Genomic DNA, 15,457 nt, shown 5'->3' on the forward strand with positions numbered 1-15,457 from the left:
TTAAAATTGGAGCAAACCTGCTTTATACAATGAATTCATTGGTTTGTTATCCCAGAATAATTCAAAATCGGGTAAACCGGCAGCATCATAAGAGGATTGAATTTCCTGCCTGGTGATGATTTTGTTGGTATTTAACTGCAGAAGAGGGAGAATGCTTATTAACCATTTTCCCTCTTCTGGTTGAAGCCGGATTGAATGGGTTGCCTGTGCTGTTTCAAAATTCAGCTCCATTAATTCCCACTGCTGGCCTTTTTTGGATTTCGTAACAATTTCAGTGGTTGGCAATTCCCCAATAAAAATAATTTTCGTTTCCGGTTTGGTGGCAGCCAATTCTTCTACCTCCAATACTTTTTCGATATAATCCGGTGGAATACTGGTCTTCGGTATTTTGAAGTCAAACCATTTGTGTAGCGGGTAATCCAGGCAGTTGCCATGCATAAAATTCAGCAATGATTTTTTCAAACCATACCCATAGGCTGCATGATCTGCCCCTGTTGGGTCTTCATGTTCCACATCATTATCTGCAAATTCAATCAGTACCGGCTTTACTGCCCTGACCTTGAATTTTTCCGGATCCAGACCAACCGGACTATGAGCCGTCATGGTGAATTGATGCCAGAAAGCACTTTGCAAAACACCGGTTACAAATAACTGGCGAACCATTTCCAGTGAATCAATGGTCTCCTGATCTGTTTGCGTAGGGAATCCATACATAAGGTAGGCATGTACCATAATTCCTGCTTCGGTAAAGTGCTTATTTACCTTCGCTACCTGAGCCACGGTAATGCCTTTATCGATCAATGCCAGTAGTCGGTCCGATGCAACTTCCAATCCGCCAGATACACCAATGCAGCCAGCTGCTTTGAGCAGAAGGCAAAGATCTCTCGTGAAACTTTTTTCGAACCGGATATTGGTCCACCAGCTAACCACCAATTTTCTTTTCAGTATTTCCATGGCCAGAGCACGCATGAGTGCGGGAGGTGCGGCTTCATCTACAAAATGGAATCCGTTATTACCTGTTTGCTGTATAAGTTCTTCCATTCTGTCTGCAATCAGACTTGCTGCAACAGGCTCGTATATCCGAATATAATCAAGACTGATATCACAAAAAGTGCACTTACCCCAATAGCAACCATGTGCCATGGTCAGTTTATTCCATCTTCCGTCACTCCATAAAGAATGCATCGGGTTGATGATCTCAATTGCCTGGATATATAAATCGAGGGGAAGTCCGGAATAGTCCGGTGTGCCAGTTTCAGTCTGTTTATAATCACGGCAGCTGGAATTCTGAATAAAACTGATTGTGCCATCCTGAAGCAGGAACGTTCTTTTCAATTCACTAACCGGGATTTTTCCATCGAGATAAGAAAGCAATTGTTCAATTGGAGCTTCGCCGTCATCCAGGGTTATAAAGTCAAGAAATTCAAATACGCGTTTATCTTTGAGTGAGCGCAATTCCGTATTCGGAAATCCTCCACCCATTGCAATTTTTATTTGCGGATGATGTTTTTTCAGGTATTGACCACATCGTAATGCGGCAAAAAGATTGCCGGGAAATGGAACCGAAAATGCAATCAGCCCGGGTTGATAATGGTGGATATATTCCTCCATCAATTCGAGCATTTTTTGGTCTATAAAGCCTGGTGGTTTTTGAAGATAGGTATAAAGCTCATCAAACTGATTGGCTGACCTTGCCAGTTTCTCTGCATACCGGCTGAAACCAAAATGTTCATCAATGGATTCCTGAATAAAATCGGAGAGGTCTTCCAGGTACATAGTGCCAAGGTGTTTAGCCTTGTCCTGGGTTCCCATGGCACCAAATGCCCAGGAAAGATCATCAAGTTGGGCAAAGCGACCGGCTTCCGGAAGGAAGTTTCTCCTGGCAATCCGGTGTGCCAATGTTGGCTCTTTTCCCTGAAGAAAACGGATCAGTTCATCTATTGTTTGAATATAGCTGTGTCGGAGACGATAAATTCTATTTGCATTGGCACTGCGTTCAACTGACGGATCAACCTGTTCAAATAATTCAGTTAATCCCCCGCTGCTAAATACAGCCAGGGTAAGGTCTATTCCGAGGTCTGCCTGTGCAGAAGGAATTCCTTTTGTGTTCAGGAAACCCTTCAAATAGGCCGTTGCAGGGTAAGGCGTATTTAACTGCGTAAATGGAGGAGTTACAAGAAATACCGCTGTGCTCAAAAAATCCAGTTTAGCTGGCAAATTTACCCCATTAAGGGCAGTATCAGAAATATCCTGTTTTTCATTCAATATGATTTTAGCAGAAGGTGTCAAAAAATTGACAAATTGGCAAGCTGGCTTTAAAAATATCCTATCTTTCGCTGGCATCAATTGATCAAAGAATCTGCAAGTTATGGACCGACGTCAGGTGATCCGGCATTTTTTAGTAGTAGGCGCAGGGATGGCATTTATTCCCTCCTGTGTTTATAAGGAAGGTAAAGTTTCTATTCAGTTAAAATCCATTCAGGTTACACCCGCACAGGAACAGTTTTTAAAAGAACTGGCGGATGCTATGATTCCACCCACTGATACACCCGGAGCTGCTGAATTGGGCAGCCATCTTTTTGCACTAAAAATGGTGGATGATTGTTTTGTAAAAGAAGAACAGGAAGCATTTGTTGCAGGTTTGAAAAAACTGCAATCAGAAAAAGCAGAGCCTGTTTCATTAATGGCCACAGCTGAAAAAAATAAGCAGAAAGAGGAACTTGCATTTCTGAAATCTTTCAGGAGACTGGTAATTCAGGGCTACACGCAATCCGAATATGTGATGACCAATTTACTGCCGTATCAATTGGTGCCGGGTAAATATTATGGCTGCGTTGATCGGAACAGCACAACTTCAAAATCATAAGTATGGGGTATTTGAATACAAAGGGTGTAAAGGAGAATTCCTTTGATGTTATCATTGTCGGCTCCGGAATCAGTGGAGGCTGGGCAGCCAAAGAATTTACAGAAAAAGGATTGAAAACCCTGGTGCTGGAAAGGGGTAGGGATGTAAAGCATCTGAAAGATTATCCAACTACCAATAAAATGCCCTGGGAGCTCGAACATCGCGGACAGTTAACCCGTGAAATTATAGAAGCGAACCCCGTGGTTAGTAAATGTTATGCATTCCGTGAAGATGCATTGCATTTTTTTGTGAAGGATAAAGAACATCCCTATGTTCAGGAAAAACCATTCGACTGGATACGGGGATATCAGGTGGGTGGAAAATCGTTGTTATGGGCAAGGCAAACCCAGCGGTGGAGTGAATATGATTTTGAAGGTCCTGCAAGAGATGGTTTTGCGGTGGATTGGCCTATCCGTTACAAAGACCTGGCACCCTGGTACAGTTATGTAGAAAAATTTGCCGGTATTTCAGGTAATAAAGACGGGTTGGATATTTTGCCGGATGGAGAATTTTTGCCCGCTATGGAAATGAATTGTGTGGAAGATTATTTTTCTAAAAAGATGGCAGCAGCCTATACCAATCGTCCGGTTATTATTGGACGGGCTGCTCATATTACTGCACCTCAGCCCATTCATCTGGAGCAGGGCAGGGCGCAATGCCAGAACAGAAATCTCTGCCAGCGTGGTTGTCCGTTTGGTGGATATTTCAGTAGTAATAGTTCTACTATTCCCTGGGCGATGCGAACCGGAAATCTGACCTTGCGTCCGAATTCAGTTGTGCATTCCATCATTTATGACGATGCCAAACAAAAAGCAACCGGCGTTCGGGTGATCGATGCCGTCACAAAGGAAGCCACGGAATATTTTGCTCCGGTTTTGTTTGTAAATGCTGCTGCGTTAAATACGAACCTGATTTTATTGAATTCCACTTCTTCCCGCTTTCCACAGGGCTTGGGTAATGATAATGGTTTACTTGGGAAATACGTGGCTTTTCACAATTACAGGGCAAGGGTATCTGCAGTGTATGAGGGCTTTGCTGACAAAACAACTTCAGGAGGCCGTCGGCCAAACAGCGGATATATTCCCCGTTTCAGGAATGTGAAAAAACAGGAAACTGATTTTTTACGCGGATATGCTGCTGGTTTTGGTGCTTATCGCCCAAATCAGGGAGCAGATGGATGGGGGGAAGAATTAAAGAAGAATCTCTTGAATCCTAAACCAGGTCCCTGGCAGGTCGGTTCCCATATGATGGGTGAAACTATTCCCAAAGAAACAGGCCGGGTGAGCCTGGATGCCGATCAAAAGGATGAATGGGGCGTGCCGCTGCTGAATATCAATATAGAATATGATCAGAACGATGAAAAAATGGTAAAAGATTATCTGGAACAGATGACAGAAATGTTTACACTGGCTGGATTTAAGAATATTGAAACAGCTGATTCCAAACAGGCACCAGGATTGGATATTCATGAAATGGGCGGGGTGCGGATGGGGAATGATCCCAAAACATCGTTGTTGAATAAATGGAATCAACTCCATCATTGCAAAAATGTATTTGTAACGGATGGTGCCTGCATGACGTCTACCGCAACACAAAATCCCAGTTTAACCTATATGGCCCTCACTGCAAGGGCAGTCGATTATGCATTTAAAGCGCTAAAAGCCGGAGATTTGTAGGAAATTACCCGCATGGAGGGATACGAAGAAAAAATCAAAGGAGAACTGTGGATATGGCAGCAGGAAATGCAGTCAAATCCCGGGTTTATTAATCGGCTTTCCAAGTCCTGGCAAAATAAAGTCAATTCCTGGATACCTGAGAAAGTACACCAGGCAGTTACTGCCACCATCAAACAAATGATCAGGGCAGTTTTGTTTGGTGCGCAGTATACAAGTCCGGTACCGCTGCAATCCGAATCATTTTGGGCAAGGGAAGCCGCTATTAAAGAGCGGATCAACTGGTATCAGAAAACGGCCTCTGTAGAAGGCGCGGTAACCGGTGCAGGTGGTTTATTATTGGGACTGGCAGATTTTCCCATATTACTCGGACTTAAATTGAAATTGTTGTTTGATATAGCCAGTATGTATGGATTTGATGTAAAAGATTATAAGGAACGGATTTATATTTTACATGTATTGGAACTCGCTTTTTCAAGTCAGGAACACCGGCAAAAAATTTATCAGAAAATGGAGAACTGGACAGAAAAAGCAGCTTTGTTACCGGATGATATTCATCAGTTTGACTGGCGGAATTTTCAACAGGAATACCGTGATTATCTTGATATAGCTAAGCTGGCGCAACTGATTCCGGTTATCGGAGCACCGGTTGGATTGGTAGTAAATTACAGACTCGTGCGGAAGTTGGGGGTAACTGCCATGAATGCCTACAGGATGCGGATTCTGGCTTAATTTTGAGTATATGATCAGTCAATTTGTTCGCCGGTTTAAATGGGCTTATTCACTCTATAATTTGTTTCACAAAAAACAACTCAGTCATACTGTCGAAAAGTACCGGCAACTTGGATTGAATAAATTTTATTTTTCATCCGTTTCCAGCAGAGATTTTCTTAAAGTGCCCGAGGAGCTTCAAAAAAAAAGATTGCCTAATTGTTCTGGTGTTCAGGCAACGAAACTGTATAGTTTATTAGATGCTGAAAGTAAAAAATCGCTGGACAACTTTGAACAAAATGGCTATGCTGTTTTGAATCAATACCTGGACCAACATCAGGTGGACTCCATTAACGCAGAAATGCACGATCTTTTAATGAAGGGCACTGTTCAGCAGGGGAATGGAGGAAAAATCATGTTTGCGATTCACCACTCACAACTGCTTCGGGAAATTGGAAAAGATCCTGAGCTGTTGAGCCTTTTATCAGAATTGATGGACGGACATGCTGTACTCTTTCAGAGTATAAATTTTTTAAAAGGAAGTGAGCAGGCTAGTCATTCTGATAGTATTCATATGACAACCTACCCGCTGGGTGGCTTACTTGGTGTTTGGATAGCATTGGAAGATATTCATCCGGAAAACGGACCTCTTCATTATTATCCGGGTTCGCATAAATTACCTTATTATCTGAACGCTGATTATAATAATGAAGGCAATTTCTTTTTACTGGGTCCCAAAGATTATTCAGCATACGAGCAATTCATGCAGGGAAAAATTAAAGAGCTTGACCTGAAAAAAGAAATCTTATGCATTCCGAAAGGCAGTCTGATGATCTGGCATGCCAATCTTTTTCATGGAGGTGAGATACATAGAGATAAATCGAAAACGAGAAAAAGTATTGTTTTTCATTATTTTGATGATGAAAGCATATGTTATCATGAAATTACCCAGCGCCCGGCATTAGTACGATCCGGACTAAAATAATACAATGAAGCAGGATCAGATTTATATGAAGCGTTGCCTGCAACTGGCTGCACTTGGAGCCGGCAGGGTAGCGCCTAATCCGTTGGTAGGAGCAGTACTGGTTTATAATAACCGGATAATTGGGGAAGGCTATCATGAAGCATATGGAAATGCACATGCTGAAGTGAACTGTCTTGCTTCCGTAAAACCCGAAGATCGAGTTTACATACCTGATAGTACACTCTATGTTTCACTTGAACCCTGTGCCCATTTTGGAAAAACCCCGCCATGTGCAGATCTGATCATCCGGAATGCAATAAAAAAAGTAGTGGTTGCTACACGTGATCCATTTGATCAGGTAAACGGAAAAGGAATTGAAAAATTAAAGAATGCCGGGGTTGAAGTGGAACTTGATGTTGAAGGGGCGGCTGCAAGAGAGCAGAATCGTCGCTTTTTTACGTTTCATCTAAATAAACGCCCCTATATTATTTTAAAATGGGCTGAATCATTAAATCAGGCGATTGCAGCGAAAGATAAGGCCAGAACAGCAATAAGTGGTCCTCTTGCCGGACGGCTGGTTCATCAGTGGAGGGCAGAAGAAATGGCCATTCTGATAGGAGCAACAACGGCAATAAGCGATGATCCTTCATTAACCGTCCGGTGGGTAAATGGTAAAAATCCGGTTCGGTTGCTAATTGATCCCCAATTAAGAGTTCCTGAAAATGCCAGGTTGTTTTCTGAACCGGGAAATACAATCGTCTATAATTTTCTGAAAAATCAGGTTGAAAACCAGGTTGAATGGGTACAGCTGAAAACAGATCAGCCTTTATTAGAACAGTTGCTGACAGATTGTTATAGGCGATCCATTATTTCCATTCTCGTAGAAGGAGGCTCCCTAACAATCGACCGTTTTTTGAAAGCTGGTTATTGGAATGAAATCAGACAAATCCGTTCAACCAGCCTTTATCTCGACCAGGGATATCCGGCTCCCCGCCCCGAACATGCCGTTCTTCATGCAAGGTATATGGCAGGAGAGGATGAGGTATTTGTATATCGACCTGTTTCTAGCCCTTAAAACAGTACCTTTGCGCGCTGTTTTCAGTGTACGCTATGGATAATAAAACTTTTTATACAACAATTGAAAAACCAGGTACGGCTGAATTCCGCGACAGAGGAAGCCGCTTTATCGGATATGCATTTCCGATTGGTTCTGTTGAGCAATTCAAAAAAGAGCTGGAACAAATAAAAAAAGAACACCCCAAAGCCACTCATCATTGCTTTGCATATCGAATTGGTCTGGATGGTAACAGTTTCCGTGTGAACGATGATGGGGAGCCTTCCGGATCAGCTGGTAAGCCGATCCTTGGACAGATAGACAGTAAGGTACTGGTGAATGTGGGTGTGGTAGTTGTTCGGTATTTCGGTGGAACCATGCTGGGAGTTCCGGGTTTGATCAATGCGTATAAAACAACAGCCAGCGTGGTGTTGCAGACTATCCCCTTTGTTCAGAAGACGATTGAGCGCTCTTATCAACTACAGTTTGATTATACTATGCTCAATGAGGTGATGATGCTGATCAAACAATGCAATTGCACCCTTCTTCAGCAGGAAGTACAATTGTTTTGTTTGTATAAGATAGGAGTTCCTTTAAACCGTGAAGAGGAAGTATTATATCGGCTTAAGCAGTTGCATACAGTGGAAGTCAAAGCTTGCTGACCAGCCAACCCACTATTTCTTTATTTAATCTATTCCATTTTTCAAGTAGCGAAAAGTCGGGCCATATCCAGTCATACCATTGCTGAAAACCGTTGGTCACTTCATAGTTTGCACAATGCCTGGTTATCCTGATTCCGACTTTGTTAAATTCTGATTCACATCGGCGCATGTGCATGGCAGAGGTCACCAGAATAAAAGGCCCCCTCATTTTCAAACTGTCAATCAAGGACTTAGTAAAGCTTGCATTCTCCTTCGTGTTACGGCTTTTGTTTTCAGTAAAAATGATGGCCGGTGAAATTCCATTTTGGATTAATTCCGTTTTAACAAAATCTGCTTCAGGCGGTAGCTTCCTGTTTAGGAAACCATTTCCGCCGGTCACAATTACCTTTTCTGCCACCCCGCTATGAACCAGCTTTGCGGCCTGAATGAATCGATCTGCAGCCTGTCCGAAATATCCCTGTCCATTTTTATCATAGCTGGAAAGTCCGCCTGGCAGAATAACTGCCTCAAATTTTCCAGTAGCCGGCACAAAAGCTGGTTGCCAGGATTGGAGACAGAAATAAAAAAGGGCAGGATTGGTGAAGAGCAATGTTATCGTGACCAGGACTATTCCATAGCGACGTTTCCAATTTCCGGGTTTCCCTATTAAAAACAGCAGTGCAATAACCAATATCCAGTTGGCAGGTGATAGGAAGAACGTGACAATTTTTGAAAGCAGTGGAAGCATGAAAAAATCAATAATTGTTAAAGTTATCTAAAACACAGGAGTCGAACCCAACCCTTTTGAGAGCAGCGAAGGTATAGTCCATAGTTAAAACAATATACAATCATGAAACAGATCTTTAGCCTTTTCCTTTTGAGTATTCTATTTCTTACCGCCTGTCAGAAAGATGATGAGGTGATCATTCCTTCAAAACCGGGTCCTAAGGACCCCATTGCTGTAAAAGATTCCGGCATTTTCCAACTGGAACTGGGATTGCAGGAATTGCATGCAGAAGATAGTCTGGATGCCTATATAACAGTGGTAAATAATCAAAACCAGCCTGTACTGCAAAACAAACCAATCAGGATTGGCAAAATTGGTCCACAAGCCTACCAGTGGAGATCGCAGGAGATAGTTCTTGATAAAGGCACTTACTCTATGACTCAACTAGTGGTTAAAAAGGAGAATAAAGCGCTTTATGCTACCCCACTCTCCAATTCAAGACTGGCTCAGAACATCCAGATTGGTTTACCACAACACCAATTGCTTACTAAAGAGCCTACGGTTTTCCGTCCGCAGTTATTGATTACGGATGAAATGGTTGGTCCGGAAGATTTCGGCTACTCCAAAACTACGTTCCAGCGTAATGGACTGCTGGTAAATGTCCAGGCTGCAATCACTATAGCAGGTATCGTATACGACGCACCGGTTTTAAAATTCAACCTGGTTTCTACATTCGGTAATGGAGAAACAGTAACCCGTACCATTGAGCGTAACAGCCTGGAAGAGGAGATTCGTTTCAGTGAGAGGGCTGTTAAGTTTGAACTTGTTGGAAATATCTGGAATGTGCCTGTCAAAAAAGTAGTGACTCGCGAAGAAGTAGCTGGAGGCAATCGTATCATCCTGGAAGGACAGAAGAACCGCAAATGGTTGCAGCAGGAAGAAACCTACCTGGAGATCATGGGTAACTGGCAGAAACAATCCCTTACAATGTACCAGCAGCAGGCCGATGGTCAGTTAAAAGAAGTAAACTATTACCAGAAAAAACCGCAGAGCCAGGACTTGCAGTACATTTTCTCTGATAAAGGAATCTACCAGGGTTCAACTCTGATTGGAGTAGACCGTATCGACCCAACTAATAAAAGAGTAGGTGAAACCCGCTATGAGCTGGATGGAAACGGAAAGGTAACTCATATCATACAGACAATGTATGATCGTACCACTACCAGTGTAATTGAAAATGGTATTTCAACTGAGGGCGGCGTAACAGATGTGTATATGGTGTTGGACAATGGACATACAGTTCATTATGCAGCTACTTTTGCTGGTGGTAATAAGGTGAGCTATACTGCTGCTACTTCAACAGGCGGACAGGAAGGTGGTAAATTTCAGTACGACCAGATGATCAACCCAAGATTTACCAACAAGCTCTTCCCTGATATGTATCTGTCGCATGTTTCGAAGAATAATGTGGCAGGAAGAAATTCAGGCTATTCGGGTGCTATTCCTTCATCTGTTCCATACAAGTATGAGTATGAGTACAATGCAGATGGATATCCGGTAGTATTGTATACTTATTATAAATCTTATCAGGACAACACTGATATGTATCGCATGAAAACAGTTTATACGTATAGTAATTAATATCTTTAATGATCACTTTTATGAAATATCTGATACTGTTCAGTTGGGTGCTTTTGTTATCATGCAGCGCAGCGAAAGTAGCTGTACCCGGAGAATTTGAAAAGGCTGCAACGCCCATGAAAGTGAAAGGCGTAAATGGATGGATGATTAATCAGCAATTGACTTTTGGAGAATACCAGACCAGCTCCGTAAAAAGGGGCTGGGACTTTACCTCTGTATGGCAGGCCAGTCGCATTAGTTTTAAACCCGAAGACCAGATTTTGAAAGTATTTGATATAAATACAGATAACAGAAATACAACAGAAAAGAACAAGCTCCAATTCACCATAACTAACGGGAAAGAAAAAGCGGCGGTTTTTGCACTGGAGAAATTTAATGAGCGTCAACTAGTTTATAAAAACAGGGATCCCAGATGGGGAGAGTTGGCAAGAACCACCAGCTTGCAATACGCATTTTCAGCTGCTATTATGATGGTAGCTGATGCTGCACCTGAACCCTGGCAGTTGGTAATGGTACATAAGGAAGGGAAGTCCACTGAATATGAAGAACAGGGGTATCTTACAAATGGAGATATACAGTTTTCTATCCAGACCTTACGAATAGGAAATTATACCAATACGAAGGGTAAAGAGGTAAAAGTGCTGGGCGGACCAACATTTGCAGGTTATGAAATCCGGATTGATGGGGGGGTAGTTGGGATTGTTGATTTGCTTGATAATCAGATCTGGATACTAAATGACCTGGATCCTGCGTATAAGATGATGCTGGCTGCTGCCTCTTCTTCTTTATTATTAAAACGAAAGCAGGATCTGACAAATAATTGAGCACGACCCTTGACATACAGGTTATAATTGATGGTTGTATAGCGAACAACCGGAAGGCACAGGAATATTTATACCGCCAGTACTATTCCTATGCTATGGTAATTGCCCAACGTTATTCAAGAGATGAAGCAGATGCAGCTGATATTGTGAGCCAGGCCTTCGTTAAAGTGTTTAAAAGCATCAAAAGTTTTGATCCATCCATTGCGGCATTTCAAACCTGGTTGCGAAGAATTGTTATAAACGAAGGCCTGGATCATATTAAAGCAAGATCGAAGTTTGGGAATGAAATGGAACTGGAGTTTGAAACAACTGCAGCTCCCAATATAAATAATGAAGCTATTGAGCAATTAAATGCGAAGGAGTTGATGACAATGATCCAGCAGCTTCCTCCGGCTACCCATGCAGTGTTCATATTATATGCAGTGGATGGTTATAACCATCGTGAGATTGCAGAGAAACTGCAGATCAGCGAGGGAACCAGTAAATGGCACCTCAGTGAGGCAAGAAAACAACTCATCAAAAAACTACAGGATTCGCATCATTCATGAATGCAACCTTCCCATATGAACAATTAATTGCAAGCAAGCTGGAGCAATTGCCCCCCTTACCGGAAATGGCTGATGGAATCTGGCTTCGCATAACTACAGAGCTCGATAGAGATCTGCCAACTGATGATGATGATTTTGGCAATGACCCTGGCAATGGCGGTGAGCCTGTTACCGATCCTGCAGGAACCACCCCTGTTTCCGGCTGGCGGGGTTGGACTTTATTATTAATATTGGCAGGAATCGCGATCTTCCTGCTGTACCGATTTAATTCCAATAAGATTATCCCAGATGACAATATTCTTCTGCCCCTGGATATGCCAGGTTTACCTTCAACAACTGCAGAGCCCATTTTATCCAACGAAAACCAGCAGGTAAATGCTGTTTCTCCGACTGGGACCGGGACGGGGAAAGGCCCAATTGTTTCAGATTCAGCTTCGTTCTTGCTTCCGAATCAGGTTGTTTTGCCTTCTCCGGATTCAGCCAGAACGCAACAACCTGTACCACCCTTAAATGAAATAACCGGGCAGCCAGATAGCGCCCGGTTAGATACAGTGTCCACAACAACAGCTTCCGAAATCAAAAAAGATTCCTCAGGAGGCCGTAAACGCCCGTCCGGTATCAAGGGAATCAGTTCCGATGACTACCGGATCGTACCGCAAAAAGGACAAAGGGACAGTACTTAATACACCAACACACTCAATGTAGAAAGTTCCATGATTTCAGCATCCTTTATTGGTTCATGGTCAGGCGCCTGATTAATAGCCTGGCTATAACTACATTTGGACTTGTAACCTGCTGATAAGCTGGTTGTTAGAATTAATCCAAGTGCTAGAATGATAATTGAAGCCAGTTTCATGTTCAAAGGTTTAATGGAATCCTGGTAAATGATTCGGGTATAAAATTGAATATAAATCAGGCCAAATGCAAGAGGATTCTGCTAAACCGCTGTTTTTACGGCATGAAACTGCAAAAAGCAGGATTAAATCGCAAAACCTGCCTGCTGAAATGCAGCTTTACTGGCTGAATCGGGGATGAACCACCAAATCTTTTGAACCTTTCGTGTAGAGATAAAAGCCTTCTCCTGATTTTACCCCAAATTTTCTGGCAGTTACCATATTGGTTAATAGTGGGCAGGGAGCATATTTGGGATTGCCCAGGCCCTCGTGCAGCACTTTCAGAATGCTGTGGCAGGTGTCCAGCCCGATGAAATCCGCTAATTGTAGTGGTCCCATCGGATGTGCCATACCAAGTTTCATAATGGTATCAATTTCTTCCACACCGGCAACGCCTTCATATAAACTATAAATGGCTTCATTGATCATGGGCATCAGAATGCGGTTCGCTATAAAACCAGGGTAATCATTTACGACAGAGGGGATTTTATTAAGCAGCCGGCTTAATTCAACTATTTTCTCTGTAACCTGCTGTTCTGTAGAATAACCATTGATGATTTCCACCAATTTCATTACCGGAACAGGATTCATAAAATGCATTCCGATTACTTTTTCTGGTCGTTGGGTAGCACTGGCTATTTTGGTAATGGATATAGAAGACGTATTGGAGGCAAGAATGGCATCACCTGGAGCCAACTGGTCCAGCTCTTTGAAAATGGAAAGTTTCAGTTCGGTATTTTCAGTAGCAGCCTCAATAATGAGATCGGCAGCCTGAATCCCTTCTTTGAGGTTCTGGACAGATTGAATCCGCTGAAGGGCCTGCTCGCTGTCCTGCTCTGTTAAAAGTCCTTTTCCTACCTGACGCTCCAGATTTCTGGTGATGGTTGCTATTGCCTTTTCCAGTTGGGCGGGATCTCTGTCTACAAGGTTAACCCTGAATCCGAACTGAGCAAAAACATGGGCAATACCATTTCCCATGGTGCCCGCACCTATGACAGCAATCTGATTGAACATAGCAATAATTTAGACCGTAAAAATAAGGGCTAGTTTTTTCTTTTGAAATCACCCCGCTTCCAGGATTTGATAAACTCTGCCCATGCCATCGGGTTCATAAGATTGATTGGAGGAGTTGTACCCTGATAGGAATAGCGGGTTGCCTGTTGGCGAAGTGCATAATTGGCCGCTTCCTTACCATCAGCAGGCAAAATACTCATTAACGCCCTTCGGGTTTGTTCATTTGTGTTTTTTCTGGCTATTTCGAGGTCGTCATCAGCTACTGTCATGTTCACAAAATCCCGCTCAAACTGTTCCCTTGTGGGTCTGGGCCGAATGATGGTTGCAGGAAGGTATTGGGTATCTATCACCATTAACTGAACTATACTGAATTGATTACCTTCCAGATTACGGGGAATTTCCGCAAGCTTGGGCTTGTAACCCACACTGGTGAATTCAATAATATCACCTTTCAATGCAACGATGGAAAACACACCCTGGTCATTTGTAATGGTACCTCTGCCACTTCCTTTAATAGAAACACTAACAGAGGGGATTCCATCCAGACTGTCAGCAGTCATCACCACTCCATACAACATCACTACAGAGTCTTTCATGGTTTCAAACTGTGCGGAAGCCGGCTTACAAATACAAAAAATACTTACTATGACAAGAGATAAAATTCGCTTCATTGCATCAAATATAACATATCGGGGTATCTGGTTCAACAATTTACCGATACCATTGGTTAATTTTGCACTAAAATTCTCTATCAATATTAATAATAATGACGCAAGAAGAAATATTAAAAGCGCTGGGAAATGTGCAGGAACCTGATTTGGGAAGTGATATTGTCAGCCTGAATATGGTAAAGGACCTGAAGATCAATGGAAATGAAGTAAGTTTTACAATTGTTTTGACCACTCCGGCCTGTCCAATGAAGGATCTGATGAAAAATGCATCGATCAATGCGGTTAAATTACTCGTAAATAAGGACGCACTTGTTACAGTAAATTTTACAGCAAATACAAATAGTAAAAGAACTGATTCGGGGCAAATACTTCCCAAAGTCAAAAATATTATAGCTGTAGTAAGCGGTAAAGGAGGTGTAGGAAAAAGTACTGTTTCTGCAAATCTTGCCCTTGCGCTGGCGCAGGGTGGCGCAAAAGTAGGATTGATGGATGCCGATATCTATGGTCCAAGTGTTCCGATTATGTTTGGTGTAAGGGGAGAACGTCCAAAGATGATGGCCGGTGGAGAAAAAGGACTGATCGTTCCGCTGGAGCGATATGGCATCAAACTGATGTCTATTGGTTTGCTGGTGGATGAAAAAAATGCAGTTGTCTGGCGGGGACCTATGGCCAGCAGTGCCATTAAACAATTTGTTACCGATGTTTTCTGGGATGAGTTGGATTATCTTGTTATCGACATGCCACCGGGAACCGGCGATATTCACCTTACACTGATGCAAACCGTTCCTGTTACCGGCGTGGTGGTGGTTACTACTCCCCAGGATGTGGCACTCGCTGATGCAAAAAAAGGAATCGCGATGTTCGGTCAGGCACAAATCAAAGTTCCAATTATTGGAATAGTTGAAAATATGAGTTATTTCACCCCGGCAGAATTGCCCAATAACCGCTACTATATTTTTGGAAAAGAAGGCGGAAAAAAACTGGCGGAAGAATATGATATCCCCTTCCTCGGACAAATACCCCTGGTTCAGTCGATCCGCGAAGGAGGTGATAAAGGAATGCCAATCATGATGTCGGATGACGAAATTACAAAAGAAGCTTTTTTACATTTTGCCGGATTGGCAGCAAGAAGTATTGCCATGCGGAATGCCAGCCTGGAAGCCACTCGCGTTGTGGAAGTGGTTGCCTAAA

General features: G+C 42.7%; 16 protein-coding genes. 11 read left to right on the forward strand and 5 right to left on the reverse strand.

All coding sequences use genetic code 11. From position 1 onward, the window contains the following. Positions 1–2,289: a B12-binding domain-containing radical SAM protein gene (locus B2746_RS03860; protein ID WP_290791157.1), complete on the reverse strand. Its 2,289-nt coding sequence runs from the start codon at positions 2,287–2,289 to the stop codon at positions 1–3. Between the two features lie 79 nt (positions 2,290–2,368). On the opposite strand from B2746_RS03860, the gene B2746_RS03865 reads away from it, so the two are divergent. The 6 genes from B2746_RS03865 to B2746_RS03890 are packed head-to-tail and all read left to right on the forward strand — an operon-like array spanning position 2,369 to position 7,969. Further along, positions 2,369–2,866, forward strand: coding sequence for a gluconate 2-dehydrogenase subunit 3 family protein (locus B2746_RS03865; RefSeq protein WP_290791158.1), 498 nt, complete (start codon positions 2,369–2,371; stop codon positions 2,864–2,866). Between the two features lie 2 nt (positions 2,867–2,868). After that, a complete protein-coding gene (locus B2746_RS03870; protein ID WP_290791159.1) occupies positions 2,869–4,581 on the forward strand; it encodes a GMC oxidoreductase in 1,713 nt (570 codons plus the stop codon). A 12-nt stretch (positions 4,582–4,593) separates the two neighbouring features. Continuing rightward, on the forward strand, positions 4,594–5,310 hold the full coding sequence (locus tag B2746_RS03875) for an EcsC family protein (protein WP_290791160.1): 717 nt from the start codon (positions 4,594–4,596) through the stop codon (positions 5,308–5,310). A 10-nt stretch (positions 5,311–5,320) separates the two neighbouring features. Next, positions 5,321–6,274 carry a phytanoyl-CoA dioxygenase family protein gene (locus B2746_RS03880; protein WP_290791161.1) on the forward strand — a complete coding sequence of 318 codons (954 nt, stop codon included), beginning with the start codon at positions 5,321–5,323 and terminating at the stop codon, positions 6,272–6,274. A 4-nt stretch (positions 6,275–6,278) separates the two neighbouring features. Next, positions 6,279–7,328 (forward strand): bifunctional diaminohydroxyphosphoribosylaminopyrimidine deaminase/5-amino-6-(5-phosphoribosylamino)uracil reductase RibD, encoded by a 1,050-nt coding sequence (ribD, locus tag B2746_RS03885; RefSeq protein WP_290791162.1) that lies wholly within the window; start codon positions 6,279–6,281, stop codon positions 7,326–7,328. 35 nt (positions 7,329–7,363) lie between these two features. After that, entirely contained in the window at positions 7,364–7,969 is a 606-nt protein-coding gene (locus B2746_RS03890; protein ID WP_290791163.1) for an IMPACT family protein, read from the forward strand. Here B2746_RS03890 and B2746_RS03895 read toward each other — a convergent pair. Beyond that, positions 7,956–8,696 carry a YdcF family protein gene (locus B2746_RS03895; protein WP_290791164.1) on the reverse strand — a complete coding sequence of 247 codons (741 nt, stop codon included), beginning with the start codon at positions 8,694–8,696 and terminating at the stop codon, positions 7,956–7,958. The genes B2746_RS03890 and B2746_RS03895 overlap by 14 nt on opposite strands. Positions 8,697–8,798: 102 nt before the next feature. On the opposite strand from B2746_RS03895, the gene B2746_RS03900 reads away from it, so the two are divergent. The 4 genes from B2746_RS03900 to B2746_RS03915 are packed head-to-tail and all read left to right on the forward strand — an operon-like array spanning position 8,799 to position 12,371. Continuing rightward, positions 8,799–10,316: a hypothetical protein gene (locus B2746_RS03900; RefSeq protein ID WP_290791165.1), complete on the forward strand. Its 1,518-nt coding sequence runs from the start codon at positions 8,799–8,801 to the stop codon at positions 10,314–10,316. 20 nt (positions 10,317–10,336) lie between these two features. Next, entirely contained in the window at positions 10,337–11,140 is an 804-nt protein-coding gene (locus tag B2746_RS03905) for a hypothetical protein (protein ID WP_290791166.1), read from the forward strand. Continuing rightward, positions 11,137–11,688: an RNA polymerase sigma factor gene (locus tag B2746_RS03910; RefSeq protein ID WP_290791167.1), complete on the forward strand. Its 552-nt coding sequence runs from the start codon at positions 11,137–11,139 to the stop codon at positions 11,686–11,688. Before B2746_RS03905 ends, B2746_RS03910 begins: the two co-directional genes overlap by 4 nt. Continuing rightward, positions 11,685–12,371 carry a hypothetical protein gene (locus B2746_RS03915; protein ID WP_290791168.1) on the forward strand — a complete coding sequence of 229 codons (687 nt, stop codon included), beginning with the start codon at positions 11,685–11,687 and terminating at the stop codon, positions 12,369–12,371. The genes B2746_RS03910 and B2746_RS03915 overlap by 4 nt, the downstream gene beginning before the upstream one ends. On the opposite strand, the gene B2746_RS03920 is transcribed toward B2746_RS03915, so the two are convergent. The 3 genes from B2746_RS03920 to B2746_RS03930 form a co-directional block, all read right to left on the reverse strand. Then, positions 12,368–12,544, reverse strand: coding sequence for a hypothetical protein (locus B2746_RS03920; RefSeq protein WP_290791170.1), 177 nt, complete (start codon positions 12,542–12,544; stop codon positions 12,368–12,370). The genes B2746_RS03915 and B2746_RS03920 overlap by 4 nt on opposite strands. A 157-nt stretch (positions 12,545–12,701) precedes the next feature. Further along, positions 12,702–13,595 (reverse strand): 3-hydroxyacyl-CoA dehydrogenase family protein, encoded by an 894-nt coding sequence (locus B2746_RS03925; protein ID WP_290791171.1) that lies wholly within the window; start codon positions 13,593–13,595, stop codon positions 12,702–12,704. 29 nt (positions 13,596–13,624) lie between these two features. Continuing rightward, positions 13,625–14,266, reverse strand: a complete 642-nt coding sequence (locus B2746_RS03930; protein ID WP_290791173.1) for a carboxypeptidase-like regulatory domain-containing protein — start codon at positions 14,264–14,266, stop codon at positions 13,625–13,627. 95 nt (positions 14,267–14,361) lie between these two features. Between B2746_RS03930 and B2746_RS03935 the strand changes: the two genes are divergently transcribed. Further along, positions 14,362–15,456 (forward strand): Mrp/NBP35 family ATP-binding protein, encoded by a 1,095-nt coding sequence (locus B2746_RS03935; protein ID WP_290791175.1) that lies wholly within the window; start codon positions 14,362–14,364, stop codon positions 15,454–15,456. Position 15,457: the final 1 nt, after the last annotated feature.

The organism is Flavihumibacter sp. UBA7668 (assembly GCF_002483205.1).
GTDB lineage: Bacteria > Bacteroidota > Bacteroidia > Chitinophagales > Chitinophagaceae > Flavihumibacter.

Bases quoted from the DNA above. Each gene is read 5' to 3' on its own strand.
- B2746_RS03865 (WP_290791158.1), top strand. From the start codon at position 2,369: ATGGACCGACGTCAGGTGATCCGGCATTTTTTAGTAGTAGGCGCAGGG.
- B2746_RS03870 (WP_290791159.1), top strand. From the start codon at position 2,869: ATGGGGTATTTGAATACAAAGGGTGTAAAGGAGAATTCCTTTGATGTT.
- B2746_RS03875 (WP_290791160.1), top strand. From the start codon at position 4,594: ATGGAGGGATACGAAGAAAAAATCAAAGGAGAACTGTGGATATGGCAG.
- B2746_RS03880 (WP_290791161.1), top strand. From the start codon at position 5,321: ATGATCAGTCAATTTGTTCGCCGGTTTAAATGGGCTTATTCACTCTAT.
- ribD (WP_290791162.1), top strand. From the start codon at position 6,279: ATGAAGCAGGATCAGATTTATATGAAGCGTTGCCTGCAACTGGCTGCA.
- B2746_RS03890 (WP_290791163.1), top strand. From the start codon at position 7,364: ATGGATAATAAAACTTTTTATACAACAATTGAAAAACCAGGTACGGCT.
- B2746_RS03895 (WP_290791164.1), bottom strand. From the start codon at position 8,696: ATGCTTCCACTGCTTTCAAAAATTGTCACGTTCTTCCTATCACCTGCC.
- B2746_RS03900 (WP_290791165.1), top strand. From the start codon at position 8,799: ATGAAACAGATCTTTAGCCTTTTCCTTTTGAGTATTCTATTTCTTACC.
- B2746_RS03905 (WP_290791166.1), top strand. From the start codon at position 10,337: ATGAAATATCTGATACTGTTCAGTTGGGTGCTTTTGTTATCATGCAGC.
- B2746_RS03915 (WP_290791168.1), top strand. From the start codon at position 11,685: ATGAATGCAACCTTCCCATATGAACAATTAATTGCAAGCAAGCTGGAG.
- B2746_RS03920 (WP_290791170.1), bottom strand. From the start codon at position 12,544: ATGAAACTGGCTTCAATTATCATTCTAGCACTTGGATTAATTCTAACA.
- B2746_RS03925 (WP_290791171.1), bottom strand. From the start codon at position 13,595: ATGTTCAATCAGATTGCTGTCATAGGTGCGGGCACCATGGGAAATGGT.
- B2746_RS03930 (WP_290791173.1), bottom strand. From the start codon at position 14,266: ATGAAGCGAATTTTATCTCTTGTCATAGTAAGTATTTTTTGTATTTGT.
- B2746_RS03935 (WP_290791175.1), top strand. From the start codon at position 14,362: ATGACGCAAGAAGAAATATTAAAAGCGCTGGGAAATGTGCAGGAACCT.